The following is a 16,543-nucleotide window of genomic DNA, read 5'->3' as shown; positions in this document are numbered from 1 at the left end:
TTTGGGTACTTAGACATTACTATTAGATGGGGTAATCGCTAATTTTTTAATTAAATTAATTTTTTTTCATTCAATATCGAACTTTTTCAAAGCATGCGAGTCTACTTTAATGTGAATATGATTCGAGCGACTGAGAAATCAGTATTATAGATTTAGGAGTAGTCGGCTCGGATGAGTGGACAAATAAGTGATCAACAGTTAGTTGAACGTGTTCAGCGTGGTGATAAAAACGCCTTCAATTTGCTAGTCCAAAAATACCAAAATAAGGTAATGAGCTTAATTTCGAGATACATACGAAACCAAGCGGACATAGCAGATGTTGCACAAGAAGCCTTTATTAAAGCTTACCGTGCATTACCCAACTTTCGGGGTGAAAGTGCTTTTTATACTTGGCTTTACCGCATTGCAGTAAACACTGCAAAAAATCATTTGGTTTCTCAGAGCAGAAAAACACCGGCTAACAGTGTTGACGCCGAAGAAGCTGAATACTACGAAGGCAGCGATGCATTAAAGGAATTTGCTTCACCAGAACGCTTGGTGTTATCAGATGAAATTAATCGGGTGATTTTTGAAACGTTAGAAACGTTGCCAGAAGAATTGAAAATTGCAATATCATTACGAGAACTCGATGGTATGAGTTACGAGGATATTGCCAATATCATGGATTGTCCTGTTGGGACGGTGAGATCAAGGATCTTCCGCGCACGGGAATCAATCGATAAAAAACTCCAGCCTTTGCTGGAACAGTAACAGTCTTTATGACATGGGTGAAAAATGCTTAAATCAGGTCAAGAATGGGTTTCATCAGCAGTTGACGGCGAAGTTGATGCAAAAACATTAGCGGAATTGTCAGCAGACGAAGGCTCACATAGCAAATGGCAAAACTATCACATGATAGGCGATGCAATGCGCGGCGAGTTACCACAGACAATTGATTTGGATCTTTCTGCTAATATTGCAGCGGCAATAGAATTAGAGCCAGCCATTATTGCACCTCAGACTCAAACAACTTCAGTACATGATACTGAAACCGTGAACGAGACTAAGAAAGATAATGTGGTACCGTTTTTCAAACAGTTTGGTCAATATGCAATTGCTGCAACTGTGGCTATGGTAGCAATTGTTGGTGTGCAAAATTATGAGCAAGACCCAAGTGTCGACTCACCATTACCTGTGTTAAATACTCGTCCTTTAATTGGGACTGCGTCACCTGTTAGTCTCCAAACTGGGGCTGTACAAAATCAATCTAATATCAGTAACGATAATATGGTTGAGCAACGTCGCCGTATAAATTCTTATATCCAAGACCATATGCTACAACAAAGGTTGAATTCAGGTGCGGTTGTGGACAACAATAGCGAAATTGAACTAAACGATTTTAATCATTAATTCGGAGTTAGCTTGCGTCTAATCCTGTTAGTACTTGCTGTATTGGCTTTCCCTAGTATTGCCGAAGAAGAAAAATCAGCGAAAGCTTGGCTTGAAAGTATGAGCCAAGCATTACAAACCAAACAATTCAAATCTTCTATTATTCAACTGCAAGCCGACCACATACGACCACTGGTTTATCTGCATGGTACGGTCAATGATAAAGAAGTCGCTTTTCTAGAGTACCTCAATGGCCCCCCTAAAAATGCGGTCAGAGTTGCTGATACGGTAACATTTATTGAGCATGACCAACCGGCATACAGCATCAGCGCTCCCCGTATTCAAGGTCTTTGGCCTGCTATTTTTGCATCTAATATCAATTCTTTAGAGCAGGGGTATCAATTTGTTTTAGGTGGAAGAAGCCGTATAGCTGGGCGCCCTGGGCAAATGATCCGCATTATTCCGGTAGATGAACACCGCTTTATGTCACAAGTTTGGGTGGACATGGAAACCCATTTACCACTGCGTTATGACATGATTAACCAAGACAAACAGCTTATTGAGCAAATGATGGTCATTGAGCTAATAGAGCTTGGTGAGCCAGCGAGCATTTTAGTCGAAGCTGAAAAGCAAGAACTGCCGCCTGTGATGAACCCAGCTGAACGGATTGAAGGACAGAATTGGCAATTTACTTGGTTACCTGCAGGGTTTCATTTAGTAGTAAAAGATCATCACCGCTTACTTGGAAGTGATGAATCAGTTGAATATATCGCTTTAACCGATGGCTTAGTTAACATTTCAGTGTATGTGGCCAGAATGGGTGATAGTCCAATGCCTGATGAGCTAATTACCCGCAACGGCCTTTCAATGGTGGTTGAGCAAGTGGGCAATGTTGAAGTAGTTGCTGTGGGTAAAGTGCCTGCAGATACGCTTAATCGTATTGCTAAAAGCCTAGTGTTGAAATAAAGATTCTTGAAATAAATGGTCTTGAAATAACGAGTATTAAAGTAACTGGCCATAAAACAAGCGTTAAAATAAGTGCTAGAATCACTAGCACTTAACCTACAGGGCGCCTTTCGCTATGACTCAACAAGTAGACTCAACATCAGCGCAAAAACCTCAATCACCTCCAGCATTATCGCAATCGATGTTGGAGGAGGTGGCGACGGTAATCGCTTACGATCCCAAAGGGTGGGTCACCGTTGAGATTGAACTTAAGAGTGCTTGTAATCATTGTTCAAGCAGTGACAATTGTGGCACCTCAACGGTTGCTAAAGCCTTTTCGATTAAAAAGCAGCAATTCTCTCTGATGGCAGAACAAGCCTGCGAAGCGGGTGATTTACTGAAACTTGCTCTGCCTGAATCCGTGATATTAAAAGCAGCAATGCTGGTTTATATCACTCCTTTAGTTGGGTTATTTTTAGGCGCTATTATGGGGCAGGGCTTAGCTGGTCTTTTGGATATCAACACTGACCATGGCGCAATGATGCTTGCAGCGATAGGCAGTTTCATGGCTTGGAAAGCCGGTAAAAGCAAAGCGCTAACGCTTGAAAAAGCCTCGACGCCCATCATTACAGCGTATTTAGGCCAAGGGATCAGCCTTTCGCGGGGGTAGATAGCATTATTTATCAGATATGAAGGGTGATTTTATTATTGTTTTTTGTCCAGTTATTGATTGTGATTGGTATTAACCCCTTTATCAGGTACAATTCGACCTCATTATATCCACCATTTTAGTAGTAGCCATTTCACCCACATGAAACACATTAGAAACTTCTCAATTATTGCCCATATCGACCATGGCAAATCAACATTGTCTGATCGCCTTATCCAATTTTGTGGTGGTTTATCAGACCGTGAAATGGACGTTCAAGTTCTCGATTCTATGGATATCGAACGTGAGCGCGGCATTACCATTAAAGCGCAGAGTGTTACCCTCGACTATAAAGCCGATGATGGTGAAACTTATCAGCTGAACTTCATTGATACACCCGGCCACGTTGACTTCTCTTATGAAGTATCCCGTTCACTTGCTGCGTGTGAAGGTGCATTGCTAGTAGTTGATGCCGGTCAAGGCGTTGAAGCACAGACACTTGCAAACTGTTACACCGCCTTAGAAATGGATCTTGATGTGGTACCGATTTTAAATAAAATCGATTTACCTCAAGCCGATCCTGAGCGTGTCGCTGCAGAAATCGAAGATATTGTTGGTATCGATGCTATGGAAGCTGTGCGCTGCTCAGCTAAAACGGGTATCGGTATTAAAGATGTACTAGAAGTCATCGTATCGGATATCCCACCACCAGAAGGTGATATCGATGCACCACTTCAAGCGCTGATTATTGATTCATGGTTTGATAGTTACCTTGGTGTTGTCTCGTTAGTACGTATTAAGCATGGCGTCTTGAAAAAAGGTGACAAGTTTAAAGTTATGTCTACCGGTCAAAACTACAATGCTGACCGTGTTGGTATCTTTACGCCTAAACAAACAGATACACCTGAGCTTAAAGCCGGTGAAGTTGGCTTTGTTATTTCGGGCATTAAAGAAATTCACGGCGCACCAGTAGGTGATACCTTAACTCACGCTAAACATGGTGCCGAAGAGCCTTTACCTGGGTTTAAAAAGGTTACACCGCAAGTTTATGCCGGTGTATTCCCAATTTCGACAGATGAGTTTGAAAGCTTCCGTGATGCATTAAACAAGCTAAGCTTGAACGATGCATCGCTGTTTTTCGAGCCTGAATCATCTTCAGCATTAGGTTTTGGTTTCCGTATTGGTTACCTTGGCTTATTGCACATGGAAATCATTCAAGAGCGTCTTGAGCGTGAATACAACCTTGATTTGATTACCACAGCACCGACGGTTGTTTATGAAGTTCAATTGAACAATGGTGAGGTGGTGTATGTAGATAACCCATCAGATTTACCGCCAATCAATAACATCGACATGATCCGTGAACCTATTGTTGAAGCAAACATGTTGGTGCCTAAAGAGTACTTGGGTAACGTTATCACTTTATGTGTCGAGAAGCGTGGCGTACAAACCAATATGGTTTATCACGGTAATCAAGTTTCTGTGACTTACGAATTGCCAATGGCTGAAGTCGTCATGGATTTCTTTGATAGATTGAAATCAACCAGTCGTGGTTATGCCTCATTAGAGTATAACTTTATTCGTTTTGAAGAAGCGGATATGGTGCGTTTAGATATCTTGATCAATGGTGACAGAGTTGATGCGCTAGCAATGGTTATTCATCGTTCAAACATTCGTCATCGCGGCTTAGCTTTAGTTGATAAAATGAAAGAGCTGATCCCAAGACAGATGTTTGATATCGCGATTCAAGCTGCGGTGGGTAGTCAGATTATTGCCCGCTCAAACATTAAAGCAATGCGTAAAGACGTTACCGCTAAATGTTATGGTGGTGATGTCTCGCGTAAGAAGAAACTACTAAATAAGCAAAAAGAAGGTAAGAAGCGCATGAAGCAAGTTGGTAACGTTGAAGTGCCTCAAGAAGCGTTCTTAGCTGTATTGAAACTTAATGATTAATCCTGCATAGGTTTCATTAGAGTTCAGATAACGCCGCAGTTTGCGGCGTTGTCATTAGCAAAAGTTAATTTTGCAACAACGGTTTATTCGTATAATTTGTAACATTACAGTTAGTGCTTAACGATGTATTCCATAGGATACTCATTATTCAGCGGTTTATTCATTAAACTATTATTTGAAAGTGTTAAAGGCAGGAGCTTAAATTTCAATGGCAGCCCATTTTTCTCTTATTTTAACCATAATAACCCTTGTGAGTGGGTTAATTTGGTTAATCGATGCAACGATATTTGCCCCTAAACGTCGTGAAAGCTTAGCCCTTGCAGAAGCAAAGCAACCTAATTTGAGTGATGATGCAAAATACAGCATTACGCGTGAATCAACCTTGGTTGAATTTGCCCATTCAATTTTTCCGGTTATCGCATTTGTATTGATATTGCGTTCATTTATTTATGAGCCATTTCAAATACCATCAGGCTCAATGAAACCGACTTTACTGGTAGGTGATTTTATTCTGGTAGAAAAATTCAGTTATGGTTTACGTGACCCCGTTTTTCGCAGCAAGCTAATTGAAACAGGTGAGCCTGAGCGTGGCGATGTGTTTGTGTTCAAATATCCTCAGCAGCCTGAAATAGACTATATTAAAAGAGTGGTTGGTTTACCCGGTGACCGTATTATTTACCAAAATAAGCAATTTCTTATTCAGCCTAAATGTGATGCAGCAACAAATTGTCCGCCAGCAAAAGCAATTAAGCTAACGCCAGTTAATCGTGGTGAGTTTACCCATGAAGGTGTGTCGTTATCTCGCTATACCGAGCAGTTAACTGATGTCGAACATGATATTTTAATCAACCCATCTCGCCCTGATTTTAGCTCACATTTCTTTGAGCAACCGGGTACGGCAGTGGGTGAATTTATTGTGCCAGAAGGTCAGTACTTTGCCATTGGTGATAACCGTGACAACAGCACTGATAGCCGCTTTTGGGGCTTTGTCCCTGAAGCTAACTTAGTAGGTAAAGCGGTAGCGATTTGGATTAGTTTTGAATTTGAACGACCTGCAAGTAGTTGGTTACCAACATGGGTACCAACCGGGGTGCGTTTTGACAGAGTAGGTGCGATCAAGTAATGGAACCAATTAAAAACTTACCGCGACTGTGTCGTACGCTGGGTTATGAGTTTACTAATGTTGATTTATTAACTCAGGCATTAACTCATCGTAGTGCTGCATCAAAACATAATGAGCGCCTAGAGTTTCTAGGTGACTCGATTTTATCAATCATTATTTCTGATGCCCTTTATCATCAGTTCCCTAAGGCTACTGAAGGTGATTTAAGCCGTATGCGTTCCACCTTAGTCAAAGGTGAAACCTTAACGGTTATCGCAAAAGAATTTAAGCTAGGCGATTACCTCTACTTAGGCCCTGGCGAGCTTAAAAGTGGTGGATTTAGACGTGAGTCTATTTTAGCTGATGCGGTTGAAGCAATTATCGGGGCGATTTATTTAGATGCTGACATAGAGACATGTCGTAAGTTATTACTGACCTGGTACCAGCAGCGTTTGGCTGAAATCAAACCTGGCATCAATCAAAAAGATCCGAAAACGATTTTACAAGAATATCTGCAAGGTTATAAAAAGCCCTTACCTGAATACCATGTTGTTGATGTAAAAGGTGAGGCCCATGACCAGACATTTACAGTTGAATGTCGCGTAGCAGAAATCAATAAAGTAGTGACAGGCGTCAGTACTTCAAGAAGAAAAGCTGAGCAGCTAGCTGCCGCTCAGGTATTGGAGCTTATTAATAAATGACCAAAAAAACAGACTTGCCAGAGAACTCACCAGTTGAGCCGAGTTTAGATGAATTATTGGCAAGGATGAATGGCGCTGCGCCAGCCGCTACAGCAAAATACGAGATCACCTATTGTGGCATGGTTGCTATTGTCGGCCGCCCTAATGTGGGTAAATCGACCTTACTGAACAAGTTACTTGGGCAGAAGGTCAGTATTACCTCTAAAAAACCGCAAACCACTCGTCATCGCATTATGGGTATCCATACCGATGAAGCTAGGCAAATTGTTTTTGTTGATACTCCAGGCTTACATATTGAAGAAAAGCGTGCGATTAACCGCCTCATGAACCGTGCTGCAGCAAGTTCGCTTGCTGATGTCTGCATGGTTGTGTTTGTGGTTGATGGCATGACGTGGACTGAAGATGATGAGATGGTGCTCAAGAAATTAGAGCAAGGCAGTGGTCAGCGTAAAACGGTTTTAGCTATCAATAAAGTCGATAATATTAAAGATAAAGAGTCTTTATTCCCTTATCTTGAAAAGTTATCTGCTAAGTTTAAATTTGATGAAATTCTGCCTATCTCGGCTACTAAAGGCACGAATATTCAACGAATTTTAGATTTAGCCAGTGAGTCGTTACCTGAAGCTGGATTTTATTTCCCAGAAGATTACGTCACTGACCGTTCGCAACGCTTTATGGCATCAGAAATTGTCCGTGAAAAGCTAATGCGCTTCTTAGGTGATGAATTGCCTTATGATGCCACCGTTGAGATTGAACAGTTCAAAATGATGGAAAACGGCGTTTATCAAATCAACGCTTTGATTTTGGTCGAGCGTACGGGCCAAAAACGTATGGTTATCGGTAATAAAGGTGAGCGTATCCGCACTATCGCCACCCAAGCTCGACTTGATATGGAAACCTTGTTTGATAATAAAGTTTTCTTAGAAGTTTGGGTTAAGGTTAAGTCAGGCTGGGCAGATGACGAACGTGCTTTACGAAGCTTAGGCTATGGTGAAGACTAAGCCGATGCTTTACTTAATACCGACTTTAGCGACTGTGTAACCCTGCTATGTTAAGGGGGTACATACTACATCATCGACCATACAGAGAATCCAGTGTGATCGTTAACCTGTTAGTTGATGATGTAGGAAGGGTCGATGCCTTAGTCAGAGTAGGTAGCGGAAAAAAATCCCTTAAAAGTATCATTCAGCCATTTCAGCCGCTGATATTCCAGTTCAATAGCAAATCAGGCTCTACTGATTCTTCGCTTAAATTTATTACCCAAGTTGAACCCGCAGCGCCGGCATTACCCCTTAAAGCTGAAAGTTTATATTCTGCTATGTATCTTAATGAGCTGCTGGTTAGGGTACTTAATTCAGGCCAACATGCTGAAGGGTTATTCCTGCATTATCACCGCAGTTTAATGGGCTTGGCGCAGCAATTTAGTTCCAGTCATTTACGCTATTTTGAGATGGAGCTACTTTTAGAATTAGGTGCTTTGCCATCACTGGACTACGACACCTTAGGTGAGATGATCATGGCAGGTTGCAGCTATCGTTTTGTTACTGATGCCGGTTTTGCTGTCGTAAATCAAGCCGCATCAGAGCATTTTACAAGCAGTCGTAACTTGCTCGCTGGTGAGATGCTCATTCAGCTCAAGCAAAAACAATTAACCCCAGAGCACCTAAATCAAGCCAAAGGGCTCATGCGCTATCTGTTAACGCCGCTATTAGGCGGTAAGCCATTACTTAGCCGTAAGTTATTTATTAAACAATAACTTTTTAATATATGAGCAGCCAGTGGTTTACATTAGAATAGGCCCACTAGTTTGAAATATTACTTTTTAGATTTGCTAGTTAGCGAGTCAGTTTTGCCAATTAAGGAGCCACAATGAGTGGAATTTTATTAGGAATTAACATCGATCACATTGCCACTCTTCGTCAAGCTCGTGGAACCAGTTACCCTGATCCTATCCATGCCGCAGCGGTTGCAGAACATGCTGGCGCAGATGGCATCACTATTCATTTACGAGAAGATCGCCGCCATATTCAAGACCGTGATGTGTATTTGTTGGCTAAAACCCTTAAAACGCGGATGAATTTTGAGTTTGCCGTTACCGATGGAATGATTGCGATAGCCTGTGAAGTCAAGCCCGCCTATGCCTGCCTAGTGCCAGAAAAGCGTGAAGAGCTGACCACAGAAGGTGGCTTAGATGTGGCAGGTCAACTTGATAAAATCACTCAAGCTGTCACGACGTTAGCTGCAGAAGGCATCAAGGTATCTTTATTTATTGATGCCGACAAAAGCCAAATAGATGCTGCTGTAGCATCGGGCGCACCTTATATTGAAATCCATACCGGTTGTTATGCCGATGCTGAAACGGATGCTGAGCAGGCTATAGAGTTGGCGCGCATTACTGAAATGGCCAAATATGCTCACAGTAAAGGCTTGATTGTTAATGCAGGACATGGATTGCATTACCATAACGTCAAAGCTATTGCAGCTATCCCTGAGTTGTATGAGTTAAATATTGGGCATGCTGTTATCGCTAGAGCAGCCATTGACGGTTTAGCGACTGCAGTAAAAGATATGAAAACATTAATGCTAGAAGGGCGTAGAGGCGAATAATGGCCATTGTGGGTATTGGTACAGACATTATTGAGATAAACCGCATTGAGCTGCAATATGCCCGTTTAGGGGATAAGTTAGCTAAACGTGTACTCACGCCTACAGAGCTTGAAATTTACCAATCTTCAAAAATAGCCCATCGATACCTAGCAAAACGTTTTGCTGCAAAAGAAGCCGCAGCGAAAGCCTTAGGCACTGGTATTGGCCGCGGAGTTTCATTTCAGCATATTCATATCAGTAATGATGACAATGGTGCGCCACTAATTAGCTTTACTGATGGTGCATTAGCAAGGCTTGAGCAACTAGGCGCGACCCGCGGCCATATTACTATTGCTGATGAGCAGCATTATGCCGTTGCAACTGTGATTATTGAGTCTTAGTGACTGAAATTGTTAATATTAAATATCTAAAGGCGCTTAATGCGCTTTTTTGTGGTTGAGTCTTTTTAGGGCGAAACTTGAGTTTGCTGATATCGATAGGGTAAGTTAACGTGAGTTAACCATTACTCACAAAAACTAACAACTAAAGGTGGTGATATGAAATCAGCGGTCGAGCAGTTAGCAACTTATAAAAGTGTGCACTTAAACCCGAATAATATTCGCACCCATTTCATCGGCGTACCGCTGATTATCTGGTCAGTATTTTTGATGTTAAATTTTATACCGGTGAATTTGCTGTCTTTGCCAAATTTGTATATCAATGTGAATGTGGCATCCGCGTTTGCTATCGGTACTTTAATTTACTACTTCATCTTGCATAAAGGTTTAGCGTTAGGATTAACGATTTTTATTGTTCCAGTGCTTATCACCACTACGCTGGCAGCGCAGCATGGGGCGGGCTGGCTTGTGGCCATTGCTGTATTTGTTGTTGGTTGGGCGATTCAGTTTATCGGCCATAAATACGAAAAAGCCAAACCAGCTTTTATTGACGATTTAAATCAACTTTTGATAGGGCCGTTTTTTTTAATGGCAGAGTTGTATTTTATGCTTGGCTTTGGCAAAGAACTTGAAGAAGAAATCACCCCAATAGCGCGGGATAAACGCAGAGCGTTAGAGGCTAAAAAGCGTCAAACCGCATAAGTTTGATTGAATTTTTGGTATTAAAAAAGGCGCTCAATGCGCCTTTTTAGCTTTTTAATAGCTTAAAACTAACTAATGTTAGTCATCCTGCTCAACTTCAGTAAGCGCAGCATCCGGTATGACTTTTACCGTTTTAATCATGTTATCTGATACCTCTAAAACCTCAATGTCATAGCGGCCTATTTTAAGGCGAGTACTGGCTGATGGTATCTCTTCAAGGTGTTCGATGATCAACCCATTTAAGGTTTTAGGTCCATCGATGGCAAAATCCCATTTCATTTCTTTATTTAAGTCACGTATGGTGATGCTGGCTTCGATAATGAAACTGCCATCTTGTTGAATATCAATATCTTCACTGGCAGTGGTGATCATTGAAGTGGTGAAATCACCGACAATTTCTTCAAGAATATCTTCTAACGTCACCAAACCTTGAATATCACCATATTCATCCACTACTAAGCCAAAACGTTCTTTATTCTGCTGAAAGTTAGACAGTTGTACCGTTAACGGCGTGCCTTCTGGAATGAAGTACAATTCTTTTACGGCTCTTAATAATGTCGACTTACTAAATTCTTCTTTTGACTGCAGTCTTAAGGCATCACGCAGGTGGATAAAACCGACGGCATCATCGATATTATCGCGATACACCAACACTCGTGTGTGCGGGCTTTGAGTCACCTGTTTATTAATCAGTTTGAATTCGTCATTAACGTTAATGGCATAAATGTCTGAGCGCGGGATCATAATGTCTTCAACCGTGACTTTTTCTAAATCTAGAATCGACAAAAGCATTTCTTGATGTCGCTGCGGGATCAATGCCCCAGCTTCATGAACAACCGTGCGTAATTCTTCTTGGCTAAGGGCATCATTAACACTGACATTTTTAATTCCTAATACCCGTAAAAAACCAGAAGTGATTAAGTTAATTACTTTAACTAGCGGCCATAATATCGACAGTAAGGCTTTTAATAGCAAGCTTGACGGAAAGGCAATACGTTCAGGGTGTAAGGCGGCAATGGTTTTTGGGGTGACCTCGGCAAAGATGAGAACCACCAAAGTCAAAACACCTGTGGCAATAGCTACGCCCATGTCACCAAATAAGCGCATGCCAATAATGGTTGCTATAGCTGAGGCTAAGATATTAACCAGATTATTACCAATTAAAATCAGGCCAATTAAGCGGTCGGGTCGCTCTAACATTTTTAGTGCACGAATAGCACCTTTGTGGCCGCTAGCTGCTAAATGACGTAAGCGATAGCGATTTAAGGTCATCATGGCGGTCTCACTACCCGAAAAATAGGCTGAGATACAAATTAACACCAACAGAGAGAAGAGGAGTGCGCTGGTAGAAATAGCGTCCAAAAATGGCTCCAGTTATTGTAGTAAAAAAAAGACGAATGATGAGTATCAATCATTCGTCATGAGTGTCAAGCTTGGTTCATACTATTCAACCAAATATACGGTTATCGTAAAATAATTTCAGTAACGATTCGTGCGCCAAAATAAGCCAGAGAAAGTAACGTTGCCCCAGATAAGGTATATATTACAGCTGTACGAACACGACAACCGATGCTGTAATGCTGCCAAAGCATCACACAGTAAACCACCCAGGCCATAATTGATAAAATAGCCTTGTGACCTTTGCCATCTTCAAACATATCTTCCAAGAAGATAAACCCTGTCGCCAGTGATAATGTTAGTAGCATCACTCCGATAGTCACCAAATGGTACAGCTGTTTTTCAACTGTCATTAATGGCGGCATGCCGGGGCTCATCATGGTTTTCTTGTTTTTCAATTTATTTTGGATTAGCCACAACTGAATAGCGTACAAAGCTGCAATCATCAAGGCACTGTAGGCCATAAGCGATAATACAATATGTGCTAGGATTTCTGGGTGAACATCAAAGTGGATGATGTATTGAGGGGGAATGAGCCACAGCACAGCAACCGAAATAACTGAGCAAGCATAAACCACAGGCACCACAACAATCACTTTTAAGCGGTGCATGATAATGGTAAAGCTAAAGGCAATAATCCAATTAACCAGTGAAATCACATTGGTTAAACTAAAGTTTTGCCCATCAGCGGTAAAAATGGTTTGTGATAATGCAATGCCATGAAGCACAACGGCAATAGATGCAAAGATAGCAACGAGCTTGCGATTGGGACCTTCTGCGTGGAAAAGTCGGCTTGTCACTAAAATAAGTGCAATGCAATAAAACAACATCGCCGAAGCTGGGAAAATGACCATCTGGAATAAACCTATCAAGTTATGAGTGCCGTTGTTTTTTACAATATAAAATCAGCACATCTTTAGTTAGTTAAGATTAACACGAACGCCCCCCAATAGTGGAGTGACCTAAGACTCAAAATTTAACAGTTTCCATCATTTAACTGCAAATTCTTTACGAAAGATGATGAATATCAAATCTGATAGCGCAGGCTGATGTCGCATATTGAAGTAGTTTGGGTATAATGGGCGCCAATTATGGAATCGTTTAAGGTATACAGCAGCGCATGTTTGAGAATCTATCTGACAGACTGTCACGCACCCTCAAGAATATTAGTGGTCGTGGTCGCTTAACCGAAGACAACATTAAAGATACCTTACGTGAAGTGCGCATGGCGCTGCTTGAGGCTGATGTTGCTTTGCCAGTGGTACGCCAATTTGTTAACAGTGTAAAAGAACGCGCTGTTGGTCAAGAGGTGTCAAAAAGTTTAAGTCCAGGACAAGCATTCATTAAAATTGTCCAAAACGAACTTGAAATTGCAATGGGTGAGGCCAATGAAGCCTTAGACCTCGCTAGTCAACCGCCAGCAGTATTAATGATGGCAGGTTTACAAGGTGCGGGTAAAACCACCAGTGTTGCCAAACTGGCTAAATTTTTACGTGAACGCGAAAAGAAATCAGTACTGGTAGTGAGTGCCGATGTTTATCGCCCTGCAGCGATCAAACAGCTAGAAACCTTAGCCACCGAAGTAGAAGTTGAGTTTTTCCCATCGGATGTGAGCCAAAAGCCAGTAGATATTGCTACTGCCGCGATTGCCCATGCCAAGCTTAAGTTCATTGATGTTGTGATTGTCGATACCGCAGGTCGCTTGCATGTTGATGAAGCGATGATGGATGAAATTAAAGACCTTCATGCAGCCGTTAATCCTGTAGAGACGCTCTTTGTTGTCGATGCTATGACTGGCCAAGATGCAGCTAATACTGCAAAATCATTTAATGAAGCATTACCGTTAACCGGTGTGATCCTGACAAAGATTGATGGTGATGCACGTGGCGGCGCGGCGTTATCGATTCGTAATATTACTGGAAAACCGATTAAATTCTTAGGTGTCGGTGAAAAAATTGATGCCCTTGAGCCATTCCACCCTGAGCGTATTGCTTCACGTATTCTTGGTATGGGCGATGTGCTTTCACTCATTGAAGAAGTAGAACGTGGCGTTGATAAAGACAAAGCCATGAAGCTTGCTTCAAAAGTGAAATCAGGTGGCGGCTTTGATTTAGAGGATTTTCGCGAACAACTGCTGCAAATGAAGAATATGGGCGGCATGATGAACATGATTGAAAAGCTGCCAGGTGTAGGCCAATTACCACCCGAAGCGTTAGCCCAAGTTCAAGATGGCAAGATGACCGGCCAAATGGAAGCTATTATTAATTCAATGACACCAGGTGAGCGCAAGCGTCCTGATATCATTAAAGGTTCACGAAAACGTCGTATTGCCTTAGGTTCTGGCACTCAAATTCAGGATGTTAATCGTCTTTTGAAGCAGTTTACTCAAATGCAAAAAATGATGAAAAAAATGTCAGGTAAAGGTGGCATGAAAAAAATGATGCGCAGTATGGGCGGTATGATGCCTCCGGGAATGAAGTTTCCAGGACGTTAATGCCTAAGTTTTTCATGGATATCTATTCAAATACCGCCGGTTAGATTTATTTTGACCTATTGCAGGCATTAGCCTTCGATGTAAAAATCGTCGGATTTGGTTGCAATAGTTGAAAAGTCAGGTAAAATCTTCCGGCTTTCTACTGGGGCCCTTCGCGAACACGGAGTCCCAGTTTTTTATTTTTGCTTCTAGCAAATCATTAGAGGAATAAAACGCATGGTTACCATTCGTTTAGCTCGTGGCGGCGCAAAAAAGCGTCCATTTTACAGTATCGTTGTAGCAGATAGCCGCAATGCACGTGACGGTCGTTTCATCGAACGTGTTGGTTTTTTCAACCCTTTAGCTAAAGGTCAAGAAGAAACTTTACGTTTAGATTTAGATCGTGTTGATCATTGGGTTGCAACTGGTGCTGCAACTTCAGATCGCGTAGCAAAATTGATCAAAGACGCTCGTAAAGCTGTTGCTTAATAGCGTTAAGGTATAAAGATGAGTAGTAATCAACAACCCATCGTACTAGGCAAAATAGGTTCTAGTCATGGTATTAAAGGTTGGATGAAAATCACCTCTTATACCGATTCTGTTGAAGGTATTTTTGAATATTCCCCTTGGTACATAAAAGAACAAGGTGAATGGCGTGAGGTTAAGGTCTCTCAGTGGCGTTTTCAAGGTAAAGCACTCGTGGCTTGCTTAGAAGGCGTAAATACACGAGAGGATGCGCAAGCACTTACAAATTGTGAGATTGCCATTCAGTCAGACCAAATGAAAAACTTGTCAGAAGATGAATTCTACTGGCGAGATTTGATTGGTTGTACTGTGACTAACACCAAAGGTTACAACATGGGTGAAGTCGAGCAGATCGTGGAAACAGGATCGAACGACGTACTCCTTGTTAAAGCTAACGTAAAAGATGCTTTTGGCAAAGCGGAACGAATGATTCCCTTTGTCCCTGAGCAGTTCGTCCTTGAGGTGAACTTGCAAAGCAAACAGATATTAGTGGATTGGGATCCAGACTTTTAAGTCGAGGTACATCATATGCGGTTAGGGGTAGTAACCCTGTTTCCTGAGATGTTTCGTGCCGTTACAGACTTTGGAGTCACGGGTCGAGCCGTTAAAAACGGCCTGTTAGAGTTGCAAACGTGGAATCCTCGTGATTTCACCCATGATCGACATAACACTGTTGATGACCGACCTTACGGTGGTGGTCCAGGCATGTTGATGATGGTGCAACCGTTACGCGATGCTATTCATGCAGCGAAAGCTGCGGCAGGTGACGGTGCAAAGGTGATTTATTTATCACCTCAGGGACGTAAGCTGGATCAGCAAGGCGTTTCTGAGTTAAGTAAATCAACAAGTTTAGTGTTGGTATGTGGTCGATACGAAGGTGTTGACGAACGTATTATTCAATCTGAAATTGATGAAGAGTGGTCAATTGGTGATTATGTGCTTTCGGGCGGAGAATTACCGGCGATGACCTTAATTGATTCAGTTGCAAGGTTAGTACCTGGTGTACTAGGTAAGCAAGCGTCAGCAGAGCAAGACTCTTTCTCTGATGGCTTATTGGATTGTCCACACTATACACGCCCTGAAACTTTAGATGGTGTCGGTGTACCAGCAGTGCTTTTAAGCGGTGACCACAAAAAAATTAGACTCTGGCGGTTGCAACAAAGTCTTGGTAGGACTTTTTTAAGACGACCAGAATTATTTGAAAATCTAGCTCTGACTGGCGAACAAAAGACTCTTTTAGCGGAGTTTGTCAAAAATTTAGACAAACCTGTGTAGTCATAAGCCCAGTTATTTCTAGAACGGAGTAAGTTATGAACAACATCATTAAAATGCTCAACGAAGAGCAAATGAAAACAGATGTACCTGAATTTGGTGCTGGTGATACAGTAGTAGTTAAGGTACGTGTAGTTGAAGGCAACAAAGAACGTCTTCAAGCGTTTGAAGGTGTGGTTATCGCTAAGCGTAACCGTGGTCTTCATTCTGCATTTACAGTACGTAAAATCTCTAATGGCGAAGGTGTTGAGCGTGGTTTCCAAACGCACAGTAAACTAGTAGCTAGCATCGAAGTTAAGCGTCGCGGTCGTGTTCGTCGTGCTAAGCTTTACTACTTACGTGATCGTTCAGGTAAATCTGCACGTATCCGTGAAAAGTTGGCAACTAAGTAAGACTAGTTACCCGCTTAAAAAAATTAGATGCAGTGTTCGCACAATAGCCCGCCTTTATGGCGGGTTTTTGTGTTTTTGG

19 protein-coding genes are annotated in these 16,543 nt (G+C 41.9%); 17 read left to right on the top strand and 2 right to left on the bottom strand.

Annotation, left to right across the window (positions count from 1 at the left end; all coding sequences use genetic code 11):
* Positions 1 to 171 precede the first annotated feature (171 nt).
* From rpoE to Q4591_RS00305, 12 genes are all read left to right on the top strand, one after another.
* A complete protein-coding gene (gene rpoE / locus Q4591_RS00360; protein WP_102439239.1) occupies positions 172 to 750 on the top strand; it encodes an RNA polymerase sigma factor RpoE in 579 nt (192 codons plus the stop codon).
* A 24-nt stretch (positions 751 to 774) separates the two neighbouring features.
* The gene (locus tag Q4591_RS00355) at positions 775 to 1,389 is read left to right on the top strand and encodes a sigma-E factor negative regulatory protein (RefSeq protein WP_102439238.1); all 615 of its coding nucleotides are present in this window, start codon (positions 775 to 777) and stop codon (positions 1,387 to 1,389) included.
* Positions 1,390 to 1,401: 12 nt separating this feature from the next.
* Positions 1,402 to 2,334, top strand: coding sequence for a MucB/RseB C-terminal domain-containing protein (locus Q4591_RS00350; RefSeq protein ID WP_102439237.1), 933 nt, complete (start codon positions 1,402 to 1,404; stop codon positions 2,332 to 2,334).
* A gap of 181 nt (positions 2,335 to 2,515) precedes the next feature.
* The gene (locus tag Q4591_RS00345) at positions 2,516 to 2,983 is read left to right on the top strand and encodes a SoxR reducing system RseC family protein (RefSeq protein ID WP_102439284.1); all 468 of its coding nucleotides are present in this window, start codon (positions 2,516 to 2,518) and stop codon (positions 2,981 to 2,983) included.
* 141 nt (positions 2,984 to 3,124) lie between these two features.
* Positions 3,125 to 4,915 carry a translation elongation factor 4 gene (lepA, locus tag Q4591_RS00340; RefSeq protein WP_102475611.1) on the top strand — a complete coding sequence of 597 codons (1,791 nt, stop codon included), beginning with the start codon at positions 3,125 to 3,127 and terminating at the stop codon, positions 4,913 to 4,915.
* A gap of 208 nt (positions 4,916 to 5,123) precedes the next feature.
* Positions 5,124 to 6,038 carry a signal peptidase I gene (gene lepB / locus Q4591_RS00335; protein ID WP_102519297.1) on the top strand — a complete coding sequence of 305 codons (915 nt, stop codon included), beginning with the start codon at positions 5,124 to 5,126 and terminating at the stop codon, positions 6,036 to 6,038.
* Positions 6,038 to 6,718: a ribonuclease III gene (gene rnc, locus Q4591_RS00330; RefSeq protein ID WP_102439234.1), complete on the top strand. Its 681-nt coding sequence runs from the start codon at positions 6,038 to 6,040 to the stop codon at positions 6,716 to 6,718. Before lepB ends, rnc begins: the two co-directional genes overlap by 1 nt.
* Positions 6,715 to 7,719 (top strand): GTPase Era, encoded by a 1,005-nt coding sequence (gene era / locus Q4591_RS00325; protein WP_102439233.1) that lies wholly within the window; start codon positions 6,715 to 6,717, stop codon positions 7,717 to 7,719. Before rnc ends, era begins: the two co-directional genes overlap by 4 nt.
* Positions 7,720 to 7,766: 47 nt before the next feature.
* Positions 7,767 to 8,474 carry a DNA repair protein RecO gene (gene recO / locus Q4591_RS00320; RefSeq protein WP_102439232.1) on the top strand — a complete coding sequence of 236 codons (708 nt, stop codon included), beginning with the start codon at positions 7,767 to 7,769 and terminating at the stop codon, positions 8,472 to 8,474.
* A 113-nt stretch (positions 8,475 to 8,587) separates the two neighbouring features.
* The gene (gene pdxJ / locus Q4591_RS00315) at positions 8,588 to 9,325 is read left to right on the top strand and encodes a pyridoxine 5'-phosphate synthase (RefSeq protein WP_303458803.1); all 738 of its coding nucleotides are present in this window, start codon (positions 8,588 to 8,590) and stop codon (positions 9,323 to 9,325) included.
* Positions 9,325 to 9,705, top strand: coding sequence for a holo-ACP synthase (gene acpS / locus Q4591_RS00310; protein WP_102439230.1), 381 nt, complete (start codon positions 9,325 to 9,327; stop codon positions 9,703 to 9,705). The genes pdxJ and acpS overlap by 1 nt, the downstream gene beginning before the upstream one ends.
* A gap of 156 nt (positions 9,706 to 9,861) precedes the next feature.
* A complete protein-coding gene (locus tag Q4591_RS00305; protein ID WP_102439229.1) occupies positions 9,862 to 10,404 on the top strand; it encodes a DUF962 domain-containing protein in 543 nt (180 codons plus the stop codon).
* Positions 10,405 to 10,482: 78 nt separating this feature from the next.
* Here Q4591_RS00305 and Q4591_RS00300 read toward each other — a convergent pair whose 3' ends face one another.
* Positions 10,483 to 11,766, bottom strand: a complete 1,284-nt coding sequence (locus Q4591_RS00300; protein WP_102439228.1) for an HlyC/CorC family transporter — start codon at positions 11,764 to 11,766, stop codon at positions 10,483 to 10,485.
* Positions 11,767 to 11,867: 101 nt separating this feature from the next.
* On the bottom strand, positions 11,868 to 12,656 hold the full coding sequence (locus tag Q4591_RS00295) for an inner membrane protein YpjD (RefSeq protein WP_076542568.1): 789 nt from the start codon (positions 12,654 to 12,656) through the stop codon (positions 11,868 to 11,870).
* Positions 12,657 to 12,922: 266 nt separating this feature from the next.
* On the opposite strand from Q4591_RS00295, the gene ffh reads away from it, so the two are divergent.
* The 5 genes from ffh to rplS all read left to right on the top strand — a co-directional run bounded on the left by ffh (position 12,923) and on the right by rplS (position 16,464).
* Complete coding sequence (gene ffh / locus Q4591_RS00290; protein WP_102439226.1) at positions 12,923 to 14,296, top strand: signal recognition particle protein; 1,374 nt, start codon at positions 12,923 to 12,925, stop codon at positions 14,294 to 14,296.
* A gap of 216 nt (positions 14,297 to 14,512) precedes the next feature.
* On the top strand, positions 14,513 to 14,764 hold the full coding sequence (rpsP, locus tag Q4591_RS00285) for a 30S ribosomal protein S16 (RefSeq protein ID WP_102439225.1): 252 nt from the start codon (positions 14,513 to 14,515) through the stop codon (positions 14,762 to 14,764).
* 18 nt (positions 14,765 to 14,782) lie between these two features.
* Complete coding sequence (gene rimM, locus Q4591_RS00280) at positions 14,783 to 15,313, top strand: ribosome maturation factor RimM (RefSeq protein ID WP_303445534.1); 531 nt, start codon at positions 14,783 to 14,785, stop codon at positions 15,311 to 15,313.
* Between the two features lie 15 nt (positions 15,314 to 15,328).
* Positions 15,329 to 16,075, top strand: coding sequence for a tRNA (guanosine(37)-N1)-methyltransferase TrmD (trmD, locus tag Q4591_RS00275; protein WP_076542576.1), 747 nt, complete (start codon positions 15,329 to 15,331; stop codon positions 16,073 to 16,075).
* Between the two features lie 35 nt (positions 16,076 to 16,110).
* Positions 16,111 to 16,464, top strand: coding sequence for a 50S ribosomal protein L19 (gene rplS / locus Q4591_RS00270; protein ID WP_076542580.1), 354 nt, complete (start codon positions 16,111 to 16,113; stop codon positions 16,462 to 16,464).
* Positions 16,465 to 16,543 lie beyond the last annotated feature (79 nt).

The organism is Shewanella sp. 3_MG-2023 (assembly GCF_030548765.1).
Taxonomy (GTDB): Bacteria; Pseudomonadota; Gammaproteobacteria; order Enterobacterales; family Shewanellaceae; genus Shewanella.
Note: the sequence above shows the minus strand (reverse complement) of the source record. Positions and strands in the feature narration are given on the sequence as shown.